The organism is Acetobacter fabarum (genome assembly GCF_029069195.1).
GTDB lineage: Bacteria > Pseudomonadota > Alphaproteobacteria > Acetobacterales > Acetobacteraceae > Acetobacter > Acetobacter fabarum_A.
On the sequence record NZ_JARDYK010000006.1, the window covers coordinates 1 to 22,291 of the forward strand.

The following is a 22,291-nucleotide window of genomic DNA, read 5'->3' on the forward strand; positions in this document are numbered from 1 at the left end:
CCAGCACAAGCAGCGTCGGCGACTATGCCATCACAGCCTCCAACGCCACCGGATCAGGGCTGGGTAACTACACCATCTCCTACTCTGCAGGTGCATACACCATCACGCCCGCAGCGCTGAGCATCACCGCCAATCACCAGACCGGTACCTATGGTCAGAGCCCCACACTGGGCACCTCCGCCTTTACGGCCACCGGACTGCTGAACAGCGATACCATCTCCGGGATAAGCCTCGCTACCAACGCCACCAGCACAAGCAGCGTCGGCGACTATGCCATCACAGCCTCCAACGCCACCGGATCAGGGCTGGGTAACTACACCATCTCCTACTCTGCAGGTGCATACACCATCACGCCCGCAGCGCTGAGCATCACCGCCAATCACCAGACCGGTACCTATGGTCAGAGCCCCACACTGGGCACCTCCGCCTTTACGGCCACCGGACTGCTGAACAGCGATACCATCTCCGGGATAAGCCTCGCTACCAACGCCACCAGCACAAGCAGCGTCGGCGACTATGCCATCACAGCCTCCAACGCCACCGGATCAGGGCTGGGTAACTACACCATCTCCTACTCTGCAGGTGCATACACCATCACGCCCGTCGCACTCACCATTACCGCGCTCAATCAGTCCGGGCCTTATAGGCAGGTTCCGGCTCTGGACAACACCGCCTTTACCACCAACGGGCTGCTGAATAGTGATGTCGTCTCCAGTGTGAGCCTCGCAACACCCGCCACCAGCGCAAGCAGCGTGGGCACCTACGACATTACCGCGAGCGATGCCACCGGCACGGGGCTGGGCAATTATACCATCACCTATCATGGCGGTCTCTACACCGTCCTCCACCCCCAGATGCCCTCCGGCGCACACCCTATTTTTTGGCCCTTAATCAGCATCCATAACGGAAACATTCCCATTTCTCCGCCGTTCTCCCCGCTTCCTGCCGCAGATGCAAGCGACACTGAAGACGCCGCCGGTATGCGCAACAGCAGTCTGGCGCTTCAGAATATCCCGGACAGTACCCTGCCCCTTGGCCAGTCCCATGACTACCGGATTGAATTTCCTTCCACCGTTTACAGCAACCGTTTGAAAGACACGTTCTGATGCGTCGCGTTCTTTTTACTGGCTGCGCGTTCGCCGCCGTCGTGTCCGCTCTTTCGCCTCGCATGGCCCATGCGCAGGCCTATAGCCGCCTTGCCCCGCGCCAGCCCGCAGCAAACCCGGCCCCCAACGATCTGAGCCTGCCGGGCAACGAGGCCCCACCCCTGCCGCAATCCAACGCCATTGTGCTGCCAGCCCTCAAGGGGCTGGTATTCATCCCCGATACAACCGCCCTGAAGGCAGCGGGCCTACCCGCAGGCACAAGCGGCCTTCACCATGCAGGCCTGCCCCTGCTTGATCAGGCATCCTTCGGGCGCGAGATGACGACCTATCTGGGCAAACCCCTGCGCATGACAGACCTGGATGCCATCGCGATAAAAATCAGCGCCCTTTACAAGACTGCAGGGCACCCGTTTGTGTATGTTTCCATTCCACCACAGAATATCAGCAGTGGTGTAGTGCAGATTGTCGTCACGGAATACCGGCTGGGTGCAGTCAAAACCTCTGGCAACCACTGGTTTTCCGATAAGCTGATCCGGCAGGAAAGCGGGCTCGTCCCCGGCCAGATCCTCAGCCTGTCAAACGTGCAGGCCGGGCTGGGCTGGCTGAACAGCAATCCGTTCCGTACGGTCGATGCCCTGTTCGCCCCCGGCAAAATGCAAGGAATAACAGACGTTACCTTGCAAACAAAGGACCGCCTGCCCCTGCATGTCTATGGCTCTTATGACAATGCGGGTGTACCTGCGCTTGGCGCTTCCGAATGGGCCGTGGGTGGCACATGGGGCAATGTAGCCGGGCTGGGGCAAATCCTGTCCTACCAGTTCACCCACAGTGTCAGTGACCGCTACAGCGGCCACGCCGTAAGCTGGACCGCCCCCCTGCCATGGCATGATCGCATTCAGGTCTTTGGCTCCTATGCATGGGAAAAGCCCAATATGCGCTCCAGCAACGCCTATCTGGGCGAGAACGGGCATAGTGGACAGGCCAGCATACGCTATATCCACGACCTGCCCGCCATCACCTTCGGCCCCCATACACGCCTGACCGAAGATGTACAGATCGGCTTTGACTTCAAAACGACCAACAACACCCTCGAATTCGGCGGACTGCGCGTATTCGACAGTCTGGCCGAGGTCGACCAGTTCCCCATTCTCTACAACGCCCTGCTGAACGACCCGTATGGGCAGACCACCTTCCAGAACCAGCTCGTACTCAGCCCCGGAGGCCTGAGCGGGGCCAACCGCAAAAGCAGCTTCCAGACGCTCGTCCCCGGTTCGAACGACCAGTATGTCTATGATACGATGAGCCTCAGCCGCACAACGTGGCTACCCGCAGGCCTGTCGTGGATTTTGCAGGCCACCGGCCAGCTTGCCAGCAGTAATCTGATGTACAACAACCAGCTTGGTCTTGGCGGCCTTTATACCGCGCGCGGCTATTATACCGATACCGCGTTGGGCAGCGAGGGCGTGAGTGTTACCAACGAAATCCGCTCACCGGCCTTCAGCCTCTCAAAGATCATCGCCCCCAGCCTGCCCATGCATGATACCGAGCAGGTCGGATTATTCTATGATTACGGTCATGTCTCTCAGGTAACGTCCATTGCCCAGTCCGTGAATGAGGCAGACCTGTCCAGCATCGGGCTGGACCTGCATAGTGCTGTGGACCGCTATGTCAGCCTCGTCTTCAATGCTGGCTGGCGCCTGCATGGGATCTCCGCCATCCGTGAGCAGAACGGTTTCGGCAATAAAGGTGGCTTTGGAACACTCTCACTGACTGTTGGCTATTGAGGGATGAATACAAAGCGCCATACCGTCACCAACCGTAATGGGGGGCCTCCGGGTTTCTTCTGCAGGTCAGGTCAGTAACTACACAGGAGCAGCAGCCCTTCCCGACAGTCTGCCAGAGACCCAATGGTTGCTGGCAGACCAGTATTTAGGTCTGGGGTTTCCGGCGTTTCAAACGCTATCCGATCGGGTTCTTTCATCTCGATATCGCCTAGCTCCAGACCGCTGAAGGCAGGTTTTACCTCTTTGTAGCTCTTGATCGGACGAGCAAATTTGTTGTCACAGAACTGGTCGGAAAAGACGGCCGGGGCGCGCCAGATGCGCTTCGGCATGATCTCGGGATCGCACACCGCCTGACAAAACCCAATCATCCCAGGACCAATGGGCAGGTCGAGCGGATGAGCCGGACGATCATGGAAGCAACCGTCAAACGCCTCCGTGGCGGCCTATCACTCAGCTACGCCTCCTGCTGATACGAACCCGTTGCCTGCCTAAATTCTATGAATCCGAAAAAAAATCTGCACGACCTTGATTCTCGCTCTTAAAAATTGCATCTAGACATGCCTGAAGTCAGAAGCCTATAAACACTTTCGGACTGACAAGCAGGCTGCAATGTGTTGAAATTTTTCACACAGTATTCAGTAAAGCTATATTAGAGGAAGGTAGTTACTTTGGAAAAGTACGATTTTTCCGTAGTAATGCCAACGTTCAACTCCGAAGCCACGGTTAAATCAGCGCTATCATCCGTCCGCCACCAATGTAATGCTCGCGTGCAGGTGATTGTTATTGATGGTGCGTCAAAAGATCATACCTGTGACATCGTTCGTGCGGCGGAACTGCCCGATCTGGTACTGGTGTCCGAACAGGACAACGGTATTTACGATGCGATCAACAAGGGTGTTGCTCTGGCACAGGGGCGGCTGATCGGTATTCTGGGGTCCGACGACACCTATACCGAAAATGCACTGCAAGCCGCGCTCAGCGCGCACCAGCAGTCCGGCACGGGAATTGTGGCGGGCCGTACCCGTATTGGTGGCACGCCCCGGGCAGATGAACCCTATGGCATCAATGCCCTGATCAGCGGTATCCCGTTTGGCCATAACGCCATGTTCGCCACACGGCAGACCTACGCGCTGGTGGGCGACTATGACACGCACTATAAAATCTGCGCCGATGCCGACTGGGTACACCGCGCCATACGCAAAGGGGTGGACTGCACCCTTGTGGACACTCCCTTTGTCGAGTTTGGTACGGGGGGAGAGTCGTCCGTTCAATCCGAACGCATCATGGACGAGACTTACGCCATCATCGCGTCGAATTTTCCGGGCCTGACCACGGACGAAGCCAAACGACTGCTCTACGCAGCCCGAAAATGGGCTCCTGCAACGTCCATTGCCGATATCGTGGCCCGACATGCCGGTAACACCGCCCTTCTCAGTTCCATTGCCGCGGCCCTGCCCGAGGCTTTTCCCGCACCCGCTACGCCCGGTCCGATCCAGGCTCTTCGTCGCTTCCTATGGTCTAGCTATACTGCATTGGGCCGAAAGATTCGGTTATGAAATTCTCATTCATCGTGCCGGCCTACAATTCGGCCGCCTTTCTCGAACGCTGCCTTGATTCCATAGTCACTCAGGATTTTGATGACTATGAAGTTGTTGTCATTGACGATGGCTCAACCGACAAGACGGGCGACATTGTCCTCCGTTATGGTCAGGACAATGCCCGCATCAGGCTCATCCGTATAGAAAATTCGGGGCAGGGAGCCGCGCGGAATGTTGGCATGGCCGCTGCGACAGGTGAATATTTCTGGTTTGTAGACAGTGATGACTGGCTGATGCCGGGTGCGGTTTACCGCGTGTCACGGATTATCGAAAAAACCAGCCCTGATGTTGTCCTCCTGAACTATCTCTACGCCCATGAGGACGGGCGGCTTGAACCGAACGCCAGCACACCCATGTCCCTGCTGAGCAGGACGGTAGAGCCAACATCTGACGTCAATATCTTTGCCGCCGTCTCGTGCTGGAACACGCCACCTTGGCGCCTGCTCGCCAAATCCGACATTCTCCGCGCCAATACAATACGCTTTGCCGAAGGCGTCTTTTACGAAGATCATCCTTTTGCCATTAAGCTCGCTCTGGCGACCAAAAAAATGTTTGTGGATGCGCCAGCCAGCTATGCCTATGTCCAGCGCCCGGGATCAACAACGCATAGCAACGATAAAAAAGCGCTCGATTTCCTTACCATTCGTAAAATGTGTCTGGATATATTCCGCGCCTACGACAAACTTCTGCCATTCGCACCGATAACTTCCACCTATATTGCGCCTATCAGTTTTTATCGGGCGCATGTACCTGATGACGTCAAGCAGCAGTTCATCAATGGTCTCAAGGGGGATTTCCGCGAAGATGAAATGATCGCGTTGCGATCCACCCACAACGCGGAACTGCTCGACTTTGCGATACACGCAAATCAGGGGCTTGTTCCCGCACACCAGACACTTGCACCTGTGACCCGTGCTGTGTCTTCCAGTCGGGTGCGCCGCCTGCTGACGGTGGACGGACGGGCGCGTGCCTCGGCAAAACTGCGCCGGATCACGGTGCAAAAAATACATGATATGGTCAAGCACGTTCGACATGTGGCCAAGACCAACGCAATTACTCAAACATTCACTTCGGGTGCTTGCTCTGCAAATCGCCTCCAAAGCGGAGTTGGTACACGCCTCGAACCACTGAATATTGATGTCCGCCTGAACGTGCAGCCCCGCCCTTACGTGCTGGTTGGTGATTACTCGCTGGTGGGGGGGAACTATGTGTTCGAACGTGGTCTGGGCCGCGTGACCATTGGCGACAAATGCTCCATCGGCCATGGAACAACCTTTATTGTCACGCAAGAGGATGGCATCAGCGTTGGCAATAACGTGATGATCTCTTGGGATGTGACTCTTATCGACTCAAACTCTCATACGCTTGATCCCGATTTGCGCAGCGACGATGCGTTCAACTGGCTGCTTGGCACGGTTTCTGGCCGCACCGGCTCTTACAAGGACTGGCTGCTGGTAGAATCAGCTCCCATCGTGATCGAGGATAAGGCCTGGATTGGTTTTGGGGCCTCGATCATGAAAGGTGTCACCATTGGAGAAGGGGCCATTGTCGCAGCAAAAGCCGTTGTGACGCGAGACGTGGCGCCATACACCATTGTGGGTGGCAATCCGGCCCGCTTCATTAGTTTTGTGCCAAGAGCACGCTGGAGCTGGGAAGATATCCTGCAGGCCGCACATGGCTGCCCGGACATGCAATACACCCTCAAAGAAGCCTACCTGCACAACAATTTTGAGCAGTCATTGCAGCATTACCGCGAAAGCGAGGAGTTCAGATATACCGCTCTCCTGCTGGGTGAATTTGTACCCACACCGACCACAATGATCGACGTGGGCGCTGGCAATGGCGTCTGTGCGGTGGCCTTCGCTCTCGAAGGGTTTACGGTCGCTGCGGTAGAACCGGAGACAGGGCGTGTAGGCGGTGTTGCCGGTATTGAAAAAATGATCACAACGGGCGAGGACATTGATCCGAGCGTTCGTGAGCGGATCCAGGTTTACAATATTTGCGGCGAGGATTTTCGCTCCGACGGCAGCACGTTCAAGGCCGCGATCTGCCGCCAGGTCACGCATCATTTTTCTGATCCGGTTGCCACGCTCAAAGCCATCTATGACGCACTGGCTCCGGGCGGGGTGATATTGCTCCTCCGGGAACATGTCGTTTACAATGAAGACGATTACGAGTTCTTTTTGGAGAACCATCCTTTTCATAAATTCTACAAAGGGGAGCACGCCTATCGCGCCGAGGAATATGTCGCGTTCCTCGAACAGGCTGGCTTTAAACTGGAGCGCATCCTCACGTTCAAGGACAGTCCCATCAACTACGAGCCGCACAAGGTTCATGTCGTAGCCAGCCTGAACGAAGAAGAGGTTGCAGGGCGGCCCTATACTTTTGTCGCCACCAAGCCGGGAAACCTCCCGTGACACGTATTCTTGTCGTGGGTGCTGGAGGCTTTATCGGGAGTCATCTCAGCACGTTTCTTGCTGCAGGGCATGAGGTTTTTACCTGCTCGCTGTCTGGGCAAGGCACGGCGCGTCATCGTGTCCTGAACCCAGACGCACCCGATTTTGTAGGCATCCTGTCGGAACTCCGCCCTGATGTCTGTATCAACTGTAGCGGCGCGGCCAATGTCTCCGCCTCATTTCTCTCACCACTGCGGGATTTTGATCTCAACGTAGCGCGCGTGGTGCAACTGCTGGACGCCATCCGCGCAAGCGGCGTGGACACCCGGTTCATGCACCTGTCCAGTGCGGCGGTCTATGGCAATCCAGCCGTACAGCCCGTTGCTGAAAGCGCTATTGTGGCTCCGCTTTCTCCCTATGGGCATCACAAGCGCCTCGCGGAGCTGGCCTGTGCGGAATATACGCGCCTTTTCAGCGTTCCAACACTGTCGCTCCGCATATTTTCAGCTTACGGGCCGCGCCTTCGCAAGCAGATATTTTGGGATATTTTCCAGAAATGGAAAGCAAATGGGCACGTGGAGCTGTTTGGCACCGGTGCTGAGTCCCGCGACTTCATTTTTATTGCTGATCTTTGCAGGGCAATCCAGTGCCTGCTCGAAGCAGGTACGTTCGATGGGCGTGGCGTTAATGTCGGGAGTGGCCGGGCCGTAACCATTCGTGACTCTGCCAGCCTATTGCTTGCCAACCTCAGCCCGACTGCCGAGGTACATTTTTCGGGAAATGAGCGTAAGGGCGATCCTGAGCAGTGGCGCGCAGACATTGCCCAGCTACGCTCCTGTGGCTTTGAACCGGAATACGATATTTCCGCTGGACTGAAGGAGACGGCTCAATGGCTAAAAGAGCAAGCATAGTTATTCCGTTTAACTATGATGAAAGCTGGACTGGCGGGAATTATTACATTCTGAACCTTGTCGCGTCATTCAACAGCCTGCCCTCCGACGTGCGCCCTGATGTCTGGATACTCAGTCACCAGAAAAGCTCGTTCGATTTTGTGGCCGAGGGGGCAAAGTACCCGCGCGTTAAATGGATTTCCTCATTATTGATGAAGCCCGTTGACGGAGGTCTTTTCCGCAAGCTCCGCTTTCTTACCCGCATGGTGCCCTCCCTGCTCAAACCGCAGCTGAATTACGACATCGTGTTCCCGTTTCCGGTGGACAGTGAGGATCGGAAGAGGTCGGTCTGCTGGATTCCCGATTTTCAGGAACGCGCCCTGCCCGAATTTTTCACACAAGAGGAACTGACCTACCGTCAGACCCAGCATCAGTTCTACATTGACCATTTCGATCATATCGTCTTCAGCAGCCATGCGGCCAAAAGCGATTTTGAGAAATACTACCCCGCCGCGACCAACAAGACCCATGTGGTGCAGTTTGCGGTCGCCAAAGTAGCGGAAGCGACTGATTACAAACAGGTGATCGCCAAATACGCGCTTGAAGAACCTTTTTTCTACTGCCCTAACCAGTTTTGGCTGCACAAGAACCACAAAACCGTCATTGAAGCGGTGGCGCTCCTGAAACAGCGCAACATCAAGGCCAATGTGGCGTTTTCGGGCAAGGAACTGGACCGGCGAGCGCCCGAGCATACCGAAACGCTCAAGGCGCTCAGCCGGGATCTTGGTCTGTCTGATCGGATCAGGTTTCTGGGGTTTATTCCCAAGCAGGATCAGGTCACTCTGCTGCGCTCCGCACGGGCTATTGTCCAGCCCTCCCTGTTTGAGGGATGGTCAACCGTGGTGGAAGATGCCAAAGCGGTTTCCCAGTTTATTGTGGCGTCTGACCTGCCGGTACATCGCGAGCAGTTAAGCCAGAACTACCGACTGTTTGATCCGCACTCCAGTGAGGAACTGGCTTCCGCTCTGGAGTGCCTTCTTGTTGACCGGCCCACAACGGTGAATATCGACTATGATCTGAACCGCCAGCATTTTGCCAGATCATTTCTTGATGTCGTGAATAGTGTGCGTAGTGGAAAAGAATAGCTTCGGTATGACAGGCCAACCTCTCAATCATCTTGTAGTACAGCCGCTCCGCGCCCTCAATCGCTATCGCCACCTCATTGCCGGACTGGTGCAGCGCGATATAAGCATGCGGTTCCGCCAGTCCACCTTGGACATGTTGTGGCTGGTGCTCCAGCCTCTGGCCCAGTTGCTTATTTATTCCTTTGTGTTTCAGGCAGTTCTGCGTGTCCGCTGGGGAGAGCCTCATGCTGGCGCGCTTGCCATACCTACCGGACTGATGCTGTTTGTGGGCCTTACAATCCATACCTTGCTGGCCGAAACACTCATCCGCGCACCCGCAGCAATTACCGGAAACGTATCATACGTTAAAAAAGTGGTGTTCCCTCTGGCAATTCTGCCCGTGGTCATCATCCTGAGTTCTCTGGTCTTCATGGCCGCAGCACTCGTGATCAGCATTCTCGCCTCACTCCTGCTGGTCGGCTATGTGGCCCCGACCACTCCGCTGATTGTCCTGCCATTACTTGCACTTACGGTCATGACGTTTGGCATCGGCTGGCTGGTCGCGGCCGTGGGCGTGTTCTTCCGTGACCTGAACCAGATCATGCCCTATATTACGACCATCTTGTTGTTCACCTCTCCCATCTGCTTTCCCAGAGACATGGTGCCCCAGCAATTTCAGGGATTGTTGACCATCAACCCGCTGACAATACCTGTGGAAATGACCCGGGACATGATGTTTGGCCGCCCCTTCGATCTGTCCGCACTGCTCCCTTACTCCGCCATTGCACTGCTGATTTTTTTCGTTGGCTACAGCATTTTCCAGAAATTGCGCCCGGGGTTTGCAGATGTCCTCTGAAATCGTTGTCCAGCTGGACGGTGTTTCCAAATCCTATGGCATTTATAAAAGCAGCGCTCACCGGTTGAAAACGCTCCTTTTTTCCTGCCGGAATTCCCAGACCTTTACCGCTCTTTCCAATGTCAGCATGAACATCCGAAAGGGTGAGTTTGTTGGCATTATTGGCCGGAATGGCAGCGGAAAATCAACCTTGTTGCAAATCATGGCGGGCATCCTGTCCCCAACATGTGGTTCGGTGTCTGTTGTCGGCCGCGTTGCCGCAATGCTTGAATTGGGAGCTGGATTCAACCCCGATTTTACGGGCAGGGAAAATGCCCGCCTCAATGCACAGATACTGGGCATGACGGCAGCCGAAATCGACGCGGCACTCCCCGAAATCGAGAGTTTTGCGGATATCGGAGAATTCTTCAACCGCCCTGTAATTACCTATTCGAGCGGCATGTTCGTGCGTCTTGCCTTTGCTGTTCAGGCTGCCGTCAATCCTGATATCCTGATTATTGACGAGGCTTTGGCTGTCGGGGACGTCTTCTTCCGCATCAAATGCTATGAACGGCTTAACCGGCTGCGCGAACAGGGGTGTACTGTCATTCTTGTAACCCATAGCGCCGAAGACATCATGCATTACTGCGACAGGGCTTTTCTGTTCGATCACGGCCATATTCTCTACGAAGGTGACCCGACGACGGCGGTCAATCACTACTACGCGCTCGGACAGGATGTTACGCACAAGCCGCAAGACGCGGCTTCCCAATCCGCGATCATGGGAGATGCAACCGCGCGTTCAGAACTGGCATTTACCTGGCCAGCCCACTTGCCAGACACAATAGCCGTAGAAAAACAACTGCTGGACGGTCACGTTACACTTCTGGGCAGTGGTATTTTTAATGAAACCGGAACCGGCACACACGTGTTTCATCAATATGACACCGTATTTATTCTGGCCGAATACCGTGTTGAAAAGGATATCGGAACACCTTGTGCGGGCATGGTGCTGCGAACTGACCGGAATATCGTGCTACATGGACGCCATACCGGCCAGTCCAATTCTCCCGTGCCTGCAAGCTTGCGCGCGGGAGATCGGATACGGGTCTGGCATAAAGTCAGACTTGATATCGGCGCAGGAGAATATGTGATTGACCTCGGGCTCTCAAGCTGGACACCGGACACGTATGCACAGCGCGAACGTCTCAGCATGAGCGAGCTTGAAAGCAGCGCCATGCGGCATTGCGTGGCCACTGCGGCGTGCCGTCTGTCTGTCGTGCCAAAGGCAGGGCGTAGCTTTTCCACCCAGCCATTTTACGGTCTGGCGGATCTGCCTTCGAGTTCACAGCTTGAACGCAGCACCGACAGTGATACCTCCACTCTGTGACAGAAGTTTTGGCGAGCTTCGGCCAACGTGTGCGCAAGCGGCTGGGTATTCGGCTCGGTCGGCTGTCTCAGTTTGCGCCCCAACCACTTGCACGCTACCAACAGGTCAGAGTGGGTCATACCGTACTCCCTGACCTGCCAGACTCTGGTTTACCGACCCCCAGTGTATCCGGACATGACTGGCCAAGCTTTATCATTGTCACACCATCGTACAATCAGGCGCAATTTATTGGCCGGACGATCGCCAGTGTCCTGAACCAGAATTACCCTCGGCTTGAGTATATTGTGCAAGACGGCCAGTCGAACGACGGAACCCAGGCAGTGCTGGATGGGTTGAGTGGGCAAGGCGTCACTGTGCGTATCGAGGCGGATGCCGGACAGGCGGACGCGATTAATCGGGGTTTTATGGGAACAGAGGGTGAGATCATGGCCTATCTGAACTCCGATGATCTTCTACTGCCTGGCACGCTTGAAATGGTCGCGCACTATTTTGACAACCACCCCGAAGTGGACGCTATCTATGGTGATCGCCTGATTATAGACGAGACGGATTCCGTCATCGGGCACTGGCGGCTCCCGTACCACGATGGCTGGGCGATGAGGACTGTCTATTATGTGCCGCAGGAGACACTGTTCTGGCGGCGGCGCGCATGGAAGAAAGTGGACGAATCCTTTAATTCCGACCTGCATTTCGCGATGGACTGGGACTTCCTGCTCCGGCTCCAGCAAAAAGGAATGCAAATCAGGCATGTACCCCGCTTCCTTGGTGCCTTTCGCGTTCACGCCGCTCAAAAAACCATTGCCAATATCGCGCATGGAAGGCAAGAAATGCAGTACCTTCGGCATCGACATTCATCGCTTTCTTGCCTATTTATTGCGCAATTTAGACACGTTTGGCTACTGGTTCGACATGTCTGGCAAGAGATGTCAGATCCGCTCTGAGCTGTTTTGCATATTGACAGGATACACATGAAAAAAGCACTCATTACCGGCGTAACAGGACAGGATGGTTCCTATCTTGCGGAGTTGCTGCTCTCGAAAGGGTATGAAGTGCACGGCCTGAAGCGCCGTACCTCCCTGTTCAATACAGATCGAATCGATCATCTCTATGAAGGCCCGGAGGTAAAAGGGCGCCGGTTTATTCTACACCATGGCGATCTGACGGATTCCAGCTCTCTGGTTCGCGTAATCGAGTCGGTCGCGCCGGACGAAATCTATAATCTCGCGGCGCAGAGCCATGTGGCAGTGTCTTTTGAAGAGCCGGAATATACCGCCAATTCGGATGCTCTGGGTACCCTGCGTATTCTTGAGGCCATTCGTAACCTGCGCCTGCAGGACAAGATACGCTTCTATCAGGCCTCCACGTCCGAACTCTATGGCCTCGTGCAGGAAAGCCCACAAAGCGAGCGTACCCCATTCTACCCACGCAGCCCCTATGGCGTGGCCAAACTCTACGCTTACTGGATTACCGTGAACTACCGGGAATCCTACGGCATGTACGCATGCAACGGCATTCTGTTCAACCATGAATCCCCCCGCCGTGGAGAAACATTCGTCACACGCAAAATCACACGCGCCTTGGCCCGTATCAAACTGGGTCTGCAGAGCGTTCTCTGTCTGGGCAACCTTGATGCCCTGAGAGACTGGGGACACGCCAAGGACTACGTGGAGATGCAGTGGCTCATGCTGCAGCAGGACAAGCCCGAAGACTTCGTTATCGCCACGGGCGTACAGTTTAGCGTGCGCCAGTTCGTGGAAATTGCCGCCCGTCATCTTGACCTCTTCATCCGCTGGGAAGGTCATGGGGTCGATGAGCGTGGTTATGACCAGAACGGTAATTGCATCGTCGCGGTTGACCCCCGCTACTTCCGGCCTGCCGAGGTAGAAACACTTCTGGGCAATCCGACCAAGGCACGTGAGCGGCTTGGCTGGACACCCAAAACCTCTTTCGAGGAACTGGTGGCCGAAATGGTCGCTGACGACCTGTCTTCTGCCACGCGCGACCAGCTGGTACGTAAAGCGGGTTACACGACCCATGACTATCATGAATAAACCCATGACAGATATTGCTGTTTCCAAATCTGCGAAAATTTTCGTTGCCGGACACCGTGGCATGGTCGGCTCGGCCATCCTGCGGCGGTTAAAGCAGGGAGGTTATACCAACCTGCTCACCCGGACCCATGCCGAACTTGACCTGATGAACCAGCAGGATGTACTGGCATTCATGCAGCAGGAAAAACCGCAGTATGTTTTTATGGCGGCCGCAAAAGTTGGTGGTATTCACGCCAACAATACCTACCGTGGAGAATTCATCTACAATAATCTGATGATCGAAGCGAACGTGATCGACAGTTGTTATCGGGCTGGCGTTGAACGTGCGTTCTTCCTGGGGTCAAGCTGCATTTACCCCCGCGATTGCCCACAGCCTATCCGTGAAGAATATCTGCTGACTGGCCCGCTCGAACACACCAATGAGCCCTATGCGATTGCCAAGATCGCAGGAATCAAGATGTGCGATGCTTATAACAGCCAGTATGGCACGCGCTTTGTTTCTCTCATGCCCACCAATCTCTACGGCCCCAACGACAACTACGATCTGACAACCAGCCATGTACTGCCCGCCCTCCTCCGCAAGACATTCGAGGCCATGCAGTCCGGTGCAGATGAAGTGGTCGTATGGGGAAGTGGCAATCCACGACGCGAATTCATGCATGTCGACGATCTGGCGGACGCCTGCGTATTTATGCTGGAGCAAAACGTCGAGGATCAGCTGTACAATGTGGGAAGCGGGTCAGATGTTACAATTCGCGAACTGGCTGAACTGATCTGCCGTCTTTTGTCCTTTTCCGGCACATTGCGCTTTGACAGTACCAAACCCGATGGAACCCCTCGCAAGCTTCTCGATGTGTCACGACTGGAGAAGCTTGGTTGGAAAGCTAGCATCTCTCTTGAAGCCGGCATTGCCAATGTGACAGCAAGTTTTGCTCATACTCCCCCGTGGCCAGAGTGAACTGCCCATTAGTTACTATTGTTGTGCCGTCCTTTAATCAGGGCTGTTATCTTGAAGCGGCACTGCAATCTATTTTTGAGCAGGATGTTCCTCTGGAGGTCTTCGTACTCGACGGAGGCTCCACGGACAACTCGGCTGCCATCATAGACCGTTGGCGCCCACGCCTTGCTTGGGCCAGATCGGCACCCGATGCGGGCCAGTCAGCCGCAATCAACGAAGGGATCTCTCTCGGCACGGCCAGTTACGTCTATTGGCTCAACAGTGATGATTTGCTGTTACCCGGCGGATTGCGAACCTTAATAGCCGCTCTTGATGCCCAGCCAGATGTACCAGTTGCTTATGGTAATGTATGGAACCTTGACCAAGTTTCGCAAAAACGTCGGCCAGTGTGGGTACAACCCTTCAGCGAACGCGCTCTTGCCCGCCGATGTATTATTTCCCAACCAGGAGCCCTGATCCGGCGCAGCGCCTGGGAGGCTGTCTCAGGTCTTGACGATAAATTAAAAATGGCAATGGATTACGATCTCTGGTGGAAACTTTATAAGCAGATTGGCCCTTTTACTTTCGTTAACGCATTTGTAGCCATCAATCGCGAACACAGTGATACTAAGACCAGCAGTTTTCGCTCAAGGCACTATCATGAAGCAATCAATGTAGTGAGACGTTACCATCATTCAGTCCCTTTGAAATGGTGGATTTATCAGCCTTATGCAGTATGGTGGAAAGCACTTAAGCGCAAAATGGAACGATCTAAAAATCATTAAGTTAAGTGGGAAGATCGAAACGTAATTGAGTGCAGGGAGTCCCTGTGACTTGATTGAGAGCGTATTGGATGATGATTTTGGTTTCTTTCTGAGGAGTGTCGCTCTGCCCCAGACACAGGAACAATCCCCACAGAGAACGATCCATATCCGCGCGTTGGGTTCAAAATCATCGTACACCAACATCAATCAGAGAGTCTTCAAGCCTCCCCGTCGGATCTACCTGTCGCCCTTCCATCGTAATTACAGAATAAGCATCATATAATGATGCTTATTCAACTGGAGACTATTCTTCAACAAGGTAGTCGATATTACAATATTGGCATTATTTTATGAGGGTTTATTTTGCGGGCCGAGAATGCCAATGGAAATGCTGGTCAAGTGCCTGAAACCACATAGCCGCCTGAATTTCCAGCCCTTTCTGATCCAAATGCGTTCCATCGTATCTATATCTCACAAGATCGATATCAGGGCCAGGAAAGACATTTTCAAACCCTTGAATAGATTGCTGCTCTTGACGCAACGCTTCATCAGCACTCCAGTTCACTGTTGTGTCTGTAGGAACAAATATAGGAGCAGTAACTCCGTTTTGCCTGAAAATTCCGATTACTGTCTTTACATCTGCTGCATATTGGCCTGACTGTCGTCCAATATCTGCCTGACCATGTTCCCAGATCACAAGGTCAGGTAAAAAACCTGCCTGCTTCATGTTGTGGAGTTGCGTGATAAGTAGTGAGTTAGCAGTACCGTGTATAAATTCTCCAACTGGAGTCCCACCGATTGCGGCCATGTTAATAACAACGTCTTTCGTGGTTGCACGTGCTATATATTCTGCCAACAAAAGAACGAAAGACTGCATCGTGTCAGATGCACCGTATAATGGTGCATTAGCTTTATAGCACAAAGCGCCCCATTGTTCATAAACATTACGTGGTATCGTTCTTTCCCAAGGAAAATTACCATTTGTATTTGCAATAAGAGACTGACCACTGGCAAATATTACAAAATGATTTCTATTTTTAATATAATTACAGTCTATCTGTTCCTTTCCGCTAATATTCACGCTGTCTATGTAGCGTTGAGGATGCATGACCACATCCTCAAGTGGTTGAATGGAAGGTTTAGCGTGTGCATTAGTACAGAATACCGCAAATGTTAGCGCGGCAACCAGTTTGCGAAGCATGTTTTTGCCCTTTGTTTCATCGGCAATTCGAAATAGAAATATACCGGAATGGCCGCTATGCATACAGAGCCAAGAATAATTACTGTTGTTAACGGACTCGTTAAATTAATATTCACACCCCAAGCATAAATCAACTGATATCTCGCAAATGTTATAATTGGCCAGTGTATAAGGTAAACGGCATAAGAACTGGACCCAAGAATAACTGCTACGCGGGTGAATATATTATTAGAATGTGGCCGACAATTCTCCGCTACCGCAAGAAGAATTACTGAAACAAACATAACCGGGATAGCGGCAAAGTCAACATTTTCGACTTTATCACCAAAGCTTATCATGTAGAGAAACACAGCAATGCAACAGATCGGCAAGATCAAAGGAAGCTTTTTTATCTGCTTGTTGATCGCTTCAAAGGTGTACCAAGCTAGAATGCCTAGGCTGATACCACCAAGACCACGAAGCATACCGCTATTTATATAACTTGTAGTTTCAGAAAAAACGCCAAGAGTTTTATATTGGTTAAACAAAATTGAGTATGAGATAATAGGGATAAAATATAAAAATACTTTTATGTTGTATTTATTTTTTGCAATAAGGTAGTAACACAAGGCTATATTCGTTATAAACTCCACCGATATTGACCAACTAGGCGCATTCCATGATGTATTTTCCGTAAGTCCAACATTCTGAAGTAGAAGAATATTTAAAATAAAAGTATATATACGACCATCTTTATATGACCAACCATTTTCCAGCAATTGCCCTCTAGTTGTAACCCAAAACAGAAGATTTATAAACACTAATAGCAATAATGTCGCAATATGAAGAGGATACAGTCTGGCAATTCTATCTGTTATGAACTTGGACACAAAGTCTCGATTTCCAGCAGAACGACATTTTGAACCTGTCAGAACGAATCCAGAAAGAATAAAGAAAAAATCTACTGCAAGATAGGCTTTGTGCGGTGTTCCATATCCATGCAAATGCCCTGATGCGACCATTAATGCCAGTATCCAGCGCATAAAGTCTAGCCATACAAAACGGTGCAATTTAATTTTCCCGAAATTCTGAATACTGTTTCAAAACAAATATTGATTTACTGTGTTGATGTTCGCAAATTCTTCTATACCCGGCTGTACACATCTTCCATCCGCACGATGTCATCTTCTCCCAGATAAGGACCGGACTGAACCTCGATGAGTGTCAGGGGAATGCGGCCCGGGTTTTCCAGCCGGTGGACAGAGCCAAGCGGCAGGTAAACGCTCTCGTTTTCCCGCACCATCATCTGTTCCTCATCGCGCGTGACGAGGGCCGTGCCACCCACCACAATCCAGTGTTCCGCACGGTGGAAATGTTTCTGCAAGGACAATTTGTGTCCCGGCTTCACGACAATGCGCTTAACCTGAAAACGATCGCCCTGAATAAGTCCTTCGTAAAATCCCCAGGGCCGGTAGCTACGGTTATGCGAGACCGCCTCGGGGCGTCCCGCTTCATTCAGGCGGTTGACGATCTTTTTGACATCCTGCGTCCTGTCCCGGTGAACAACCATCACCGCATCGCGCGTAACAACCACAACAAGATCCTCGACACCAACCACGGTAGTCAGCACGCCATCAGAGCGGACATAGCAATTCCGGCTCTTGTCCAGAAAGACATCGCCAACAGCCACGTTGTTATCATCGTCCTTGGCACTGATTTCCCACAGAGCGTCCCAGCTTCCAATATCAGACCAGCCGAAATCCCCTGGAACAACGGCAATACGATCAGTGTGCTCTATTAACGCGTAATCAACCGAGATATCCGGCGAACTGGAAAATGTATCCACATCCAACCGCTCAAAATCAATATCCTGCTTGCGGGCCTGAACGGCCTGCTTCACGCACTGATAGACCTCGGGCGCGTATTGTTCTGTTTCCGTCAGGAACGTCTTGGCCTGGGCAACGAACATACCCGAGTTCCACAAATACCGGCTATCCGCCACGAGTGCCCGGACATCCTGCTCCTGCGGTTTTTCAATAAATCTGGAAACATCGAAAACGCCGGGGATATCGCCAAGCGGCTGACCGCATTCAATATATCCATAACCGGTTTCGGCCCGGCGCGGCTTTATACCAAACGTGACGATCCGCCCTGCCTGTGCCGCAACCTCTGCCTTGGCCAGAGCATCCTGCAACGGCTTGTCGTCCGTTATGGCCGCATCTGCCGCCATGACCCACAACACGGCATCGGGTGTGGTTTCCGCAACCAGAAAAGCCGCCGCCGCAATGGCAGGTGCTGAGTTCCGGCCGACCGGCTCCAGAACAATGCGGGCATCAGAAATGCCGATTTCACGCAATTGTTCTGCAATAATAAAACGATGCTCCGCATTACAGATGACAATCGGAGAACCACATTGCGCCCTTTGGGCACGCAATGCTGTTTCCTGTAGCAAGGTATGCTGCGTCAGGAGTGGCCAGAACTGCTTGGGATAACTACTACGGGAAACCGGCCACAGTCGACTACCTGTCCCACCAGAAAGAATAACTGGAATGACGGATTTCTGTGACTGCAGAAAAACTTGAGTAGCAGTAGACATGTTATCCCTTCTGCGTGGCAGTATAGCTTGTGAATTAATGACGTTTTTGCGCTTTAGTGTCAATCACTCCCCAAAAATGCCTCCTGAGCCGCACCTGTTTTTTGCGCCCGTAATGCCTCTGCTTCATAAATACGGAATGTTTTCTCAATAAACTGTTGCTCATCGAACAGATCAAAGGCGCGGGCAGCACCCGCTTTGCCCAAGCGCTGGCGCAGGGCCGCATTCTCAAGCAGCAAAGCAAGCGCTTGGGCCAGCGGGGCAGCCTGCCCCGCCGCCACGGTCAGACTTTCCTGTTCGTGGCGGGCAACCCATGGCACGCCCGTAGGCACATCGGTATTCACCACCGGCAGGCCACAAGCCATAGCTTCTATCTGGGCAATACCGAAAGTTTCCGCCGAGCTGACTGAGGGCAGGACAAAAACTTGGGCGGCATGGAGCATGCACTTCAACGCGTCCCGCTCCAGTCGTCCCACCAAATGCACCCGATCCTGCAGGCCCAGTGTGGCAATCTGCTGTTGCAACTGTTTATCCAAGGGGCCTTCCCCCACAATTACACACTGGCCGTTCACAGAGGAGAATGCTTTGATAAGAATGTCGAATCCTTTGTAAGATACCAGACGCCCCGCGGTAACTACCAGATGTGGATACGTCCTGCGCAAGGAAGCAACCTTTTGTTCTTCCTCTGCATTGAGCTTGGGCCAGTAAGTTAAATCTGTACCGAAGGGTACGACCTCGCACTTATCCGCAAACGAGCGTAAAAAAGGCGACTGCGTAATCATGGATGCATTGGAAACAATAATACGGTCTGCGCGTCGTAAGGTCCGGCGCATCAGCGGAGCCACCAGATGCAATAACCGCTTCTGGCGAACAACATCCGAATGCCAGTGAACAATTAGGGCGCAGCGCCGTCGAAAATACAGAGCCGTCAAAATGTCCGCTAATGGAAAAGGGGTATGTAGTGCGACTACATCCACCATGCGGGAGCGAAGAAACAGACAGAGTGGGTAAAACGGAGCCAATGGTAGAGAACGTAGTGTCATCAGGGCGAGCGTGCGCGTAACAGGTACATTGTCAACTTTAAGGGTTCTGGGCGTACGCCACCGCCGCGTGGTCAGGATAGCGGATTGGCAGCGCTCCATCATTCTGACGGTCAGTGCATGGATCGCTGAAGGGACGCCCCCCTCCACATCAGGAAGATAAACTTTATACGCATGTAAAACACGTAAACGCTTCCTGACAGGAGGTGAGGCTGAATGCTTGGCCAAAATGCGTATCATGCACGATTTCCATGGAGGAGCATTAGGTGTCAATTCCCACAGCCCGTCATTAACCTAGAGTTGCAAATTCCCTGTAACCATAGATAATTTTTGGTAGTTCTATCAAATATAATCTGCTCTGTCGCGAAGATCATCGTCGTCCCGATTGTGTCAACGTTATCCTGTCAATATTGTCAAAATTTCTCTAACCCAATCAGAGATCGAATGCTACATTGATCCGCCCTAACGCTTTATCTCCAACTGATATGACCACTGACAATAGCATCGGCAACTTTACTATTTTCGGATCAACCGAATTTACGTTTTAACAGACTGTCGGACTGGGGTACCAGTTTTGACGATTTGCCGTGTATTGTCAGGATGGGCAGCTTCCCCCTATTCGGCCGATCCCAGCCGTATTGTCTACCTCCTGATCTGAAGTCATGGCTACCCGCGGGCGATGCTGCACATTACGCAGATACAGGAAGCACAGACCAAATCCCCATATCCTGTGAGCCCGTGCCAGTCCCACCAGAAGATCGGCAGTTTTGTCATCCCCTCCCCTACCCACTGGATGCCTGAGAACAATGCGTGAAATCCGTTACGGGTTACATAAACAATTCCTCTTAGAACCCGTCGACCGCGTTCGATTTGCACATGGTTGCGACAATTGCATCTATTCTTATAGAGCAGTCTGAATGGAACACATATTCGTGACAGCGGCACGGTTAATATCGCCCACTCTAAAAGAATGGTCTAAATTCGGCCAACATATCTATATTTATATGTATACAGATAGCCTTGCCATATCTTGGAACCTACCGAAGGACGTAAGTCATGAGCCCATATCGCACGGTTAATCCTGCTACAGGTCAAACAGAAAAAGTTTTTGACCTGCATGCCACGGATGACATGGTAAAAAAGCTCGAACACGCTCATCGTTTTTGGCAGCATGACTGGCGTCATCGCTCCATAGCAGAACGAAGTGTCCTGCTTAATAAAGCTGCGGATATTCTGCGTGCCAACAAGGACCACCATGCCCGCCTTATTTCCACAGAAATGGGCAAAGTTCTATCTGAAGCCATTTGGGAAATCGAGCTCTCGGCAGATATCCTTACCTATTACGCCAATATGGCAGAAACATTCCTGCAGCCACGGGAGTTGCCCGTTACGCAAGGCAAAGCTCAGGTTCTGAGCGAACCTCTGGGTGTAATTTACTGCGTTGAGCCATGGAACTTCCCATACTATCAACTGGCACGCGTTGCGGCTCCTAATCTTATGGCTGGCAATGTTGTGATGGTTAAGCACGCACCTGGAGTACCGCAGTGTGCGCTTGCTTTTGAAGCCCTGTTTCAGGCTGCTGGAATACCTGAAGGAGCGTATACGAATCTATTTATTACCAATGATCAGTCGGAAGCTTTAATTGGCCGTCCGGAAGTGCGTGGCGTAGCTCTTACCGGCAGCGAACGCGCAGGCAGTGCCGTGGCGGCGCAGGCTGGTCATAACCTCAAGAAAAGCACAATGGAGCTAGGAGGATCAGACGCTTTCATTGTGCTGGATGATGCTGATTTGGATGTGGTGGTACCTCGTGCAGCAGCAGCAAGAATGGGGAATAATGGACAGGTCTGCACCGCTGCCAAACGCATGATTGTGCATCATGCGTTGGTGAAGGACTTTACGTCCAGACTGAAGGCCGCCACCGAAGCCTTCGAATATGGTGACCCGTTGGAGCAAGGTGTGACACATGGCCCCATGAGCAGCGAAATAGCCATGAAACATGCGATATCACAGGTTGAAAAAGCCGTAGCCAATGGCGCAAAACTTGTTTGCGGTGGCAAGCAGATTGATCGGGACGGATTTTTCATGAGAGCTGCAATCCTGACCGATGTGAAAAAAGATAATCCGATTTATTATGAGGAAATTTTCGGGCCAGTTGCAGTCATTCATTCTGTAAATAATGATGAAGAGGCCATTGCACTTGCCAACGATTCACCTTACGGACTCGGCGGCTCCATTCATACACGTGATGAGCAACGCGGTTACCAGATGGCTTTAAAGATTGATACGGGTATGGTCTTTATTAATGACATAACAGGTACGGCGCCAGATCTGCCATTTGGTGGTATTAAAAATTCCGGTTTTGGTCGTGAACTTTCAGAATTCGGCATTGAGGAGTTTCTCAATCGTAAGCTGATCCACAAGCCCTGATCTATTTGTCCAGGATTTCTTTTTGCGCGCTGATACCCAACATAACGGGTATCAGCGAGACGACCACTCCATATCCCACCACACGTCATTGCAGACACCCACTCCTCCAATGAATATATTACCGCGTATATGGACCCCCTAGCTGATTTTGAAAGACATAACAGCCTGTTTTTTAT

General features: G+C 52.5%; 16 protein-coding genes and 5 pseudogenes. 17 read left to right on the plus strand and 4 right to left on the minus strand.

Features of this window, described 5'->3' with window-relative positions; genetic code table 11:
* From PY793_RS08815 to PY793_RS08880, 16 genes and pseudogenes are all read left to right on the plus strand, one after another.
* Positions 1-1,106: MBG domain-containing protein (locus PY793_RS08815; RefSeq protein ID WP_275177728.1), on the plus strand; the 1,106-nt coding region annotated here is incomplete at its 5' end.
* Positions 1,106-2,890, plus strand: coding sequence for a ShlB/FhaC/HecB family hemolysin secretion/activation protein (locus PY793_RS08820; RefSeq protein ID WP_275177729.1), 1,785 nt, complete (start codon positions 1,106-1,108; stop codon positions 2,888-2,890). The genes PY793_RS08815 and PY793_RS08820, both read left to right, overlap by 1 nt.
* Positions 2,891-3,032: pseudogene (locus PY793_RS08825) on the plus strand (IS5/IS1182 family transposase); the annotation flags it as partial.
* A gap of 19 nt (positions 3,033-3,051) precedes the next feature.
* Positions 3,052-3,321: pseudogene (locus PY793_RS08830) on the plus strand (IS481 family transposase); the annotation flags it as partial.
* Positions 3,322-3,585: 264 nt separating this feature from the next.
* Complete coding sequence (locus PY793_RS08835; protein WP_408744694.1) at positions 3,586-4,446, plus strand: glycosyltransferase; 861 nt, start codon at positions 3,586-3,588, stop codon at positions 4,444-4,446.
* Positions 4,443-4,826 (plus strand): annotated as a pseudogene (locus PY793_RS14145) (glycosyltransferase family 2 protein); the annotation flags it as partial. The gene PY793_RS08835 and the pseudogene PY793_RS14145, both read left to right, overlap by 4 nt.
* Before the next feature lie 1,149 nt (positions 4,827-5,975).
* Positions 5,976-6,110, plus strand: a pseudogene (locus PY793_RS14150) (type B chloramphenicol O-acetyltransferase); the annotation flags it as partial.
* A gap of 132 nt (positions 6,111-6,242) precedes the next feature.
* A pseudogene (locus tag PY793_RS14155) lies at positions 6,243-6,905 on the plus strand (class I SAM-dependent methyltransferase); the annotation flags it as partial.
* Positions 6,902-7,795, plus strand: a complete 894-nt coding sequence (locus tag PY793_RS08845; protein WP_275177732.1) for an NAD-dependent epimerase/dehydratase family protein — start codon at positions 6,902-6,904, stop codon at positions 7,793-7,795. The pseudogene PY793_RS14155 and the gene PY793_RS08845, both read left to right, overlap by 4 nt.
* A complete protein-coding gene (locus PY793_RS08850) occupies positions 7,774-8,919 on the plus strand; it encodes a glycosyltransferase family 4 protein (protein ID WP_275177733.1) in 1,146 nt (381 codons plus the stop codon). The genes PY793_RS08845 and PY793_RS08850 overlap by 22 nt, the downstream gene beginning before the upstream one ends.
* 7 nt (positions 8,920-8,926) lie before the next feature.
* Positions 8,927-9,754, plus strand: coding sequence for an ABC transporter permease (locus tag PY793_RS08855; protein ID WP_275177734.1), 828 nt, complete (start codon positions 8,927-8,929; stop codon positions 9,752-9,754).
* Positions 9,744-11,123, plus strand: coding sequence for an ABC transporter ATP-binding protein (locus PY793_RS08860; RefSeq protein WP_275177735.1), 1,380 nt, complete (start codon positions 9,744-9,746; stop codon positions 11,121-11,123). Before PY793_RS08855 ends, PY793_RS08860 begins: the two co-directional genes overlap by 11 nt.
* Positions 11,120-12,064, plus strand: a complete 945-nt coding sequence (locus PY793_RS08865) for a glycosyltransferase family 2 protein (protein WP_275177736.1) — start codon at positions 11,120-11,122, stop codon at positions 12,062-12,064. The genes PY793_RS08860 and PY793_RS08865 overlap by 4 nt, the downstream gene beginning before the upstream one ends.
* Before the next feature lie 27 nt (positions 12,065-12,091).
* The gene (gene gmd / locus PY793_RS08870) at positions 12,092-13,174 is read left to right on the plus strand and encodes a GDP-mannose 4,6-dehydratase (RefSeq protein ID WP_275177737.1); all 1,083 of its coding nucleotides are present in this window, start codon (positions 12,092-12,094) and stop codon (positions 13,172-13,174) included.
* A gap of 4 nt (positions 13,175-13,178) precedes the next feature.
* On the plus strand, positions 13,179-14,132 hold the full coding sequence (locus PY793_RS08875; RefSeq protein WP_275177738.1) for a GDP-L-fucose synthase family protein: 954 nt from the start codon (positions 13,179-13,181) through the stop codon (positions 14,130-14,132).
* Positions 14,120-14,896 carry a glycosyltransferase family 2 protein gene (locus PY793_RS08880; protein ID WP_275177739.1) on the plus strand — a complete coding sequence of 259 codons (777 nt, stop codon included), beginning with the start codon at positions 14,120-14,122 and terminating at the stop codon, positions 14,894-14,896. The genes PY793_RS08875 and PY793_RS08880 overlap by 13 nt, the downstream gene beginning before the upstream one ends.
* Before the next feature lie 337 nt (positions 14,897-15,233).
* Here PY793_RS08880 and PY793_RS08885 read toward each other — a convergent pair whose 3' ends face one another.
* The 4 genes from PY793_RS08885 to PY793_RS08900 all read right to left on the minus strand — a co-directional run bounded on the left by PY793_RS08885 (position 15,234) and on the right by PY793_RS08900 (position 19,928).
* Positions 15,234-16,076, minus strand: coding sequence for an SGNH/GDSL hydrolase family protein (locus tag PY793_RS08885; RefSeq protein WP_275177740.1), 843 nt, complete (start codon positions 16,074-16,076; stop codon positions 15,234-15,236).
* On the minus strand, positions 16,049-17,125 hold the full coding sequence (locus PY793_RS08890) for an acyltransferase family protein (protein WP_275177741.1): 1,077 nt from the start codon (positions 17,123-17,125) through the stop codon (positions 16,049-16,051). The genes PY793_RS08885 and PY793_RS08890 overlap by 28 nt, the downstream gene beginning before the upstream one ends.
* Positions 17,126-17,199: 74 nt before the next feature.
* A complete protein-coding gene (locus PY793_RS08895) occupies positions 17,200-18,651 on the minus strand; it encodes a mannose-1-phosphate guanylyltransferase/mannose-6-phosphate isomerase (protein ID WP_275177742.1) in 1,452 nt (483 codons plus the stop codon).
* 59 nt (positions 18,652-18,710) lie between these two features.
* Positions 18,711-19,928, minus strand: coding sequence for a glycosyltransferase (locus PY793_RS08900; RefSeq protein ID WP_275177743.1), 1,218 nt, complete (start codon positions 19,926-19,928; stop codon positions 18,711-18,713).
* A gap of 816 nt (positions 19,929-20,744) precedes the next feature.
* Between PY793_RS08900 and PY793_RS08905 the strand changes: the two genes are divergently transcribed.
* Positions 20,745-22,115, plus strand: coding sequence for an NAD-dependent succinate-semialdehyde dehydrogenase (locus PY793_RS08905; RefSeq protein WP_275177744.1), 1,371 nt, complete (start codon positions 20,745-20,747; stop codon positions 22,113-22,115).
* Positions 22,116-22,291 lie beyond the last annotated feature (176 nt).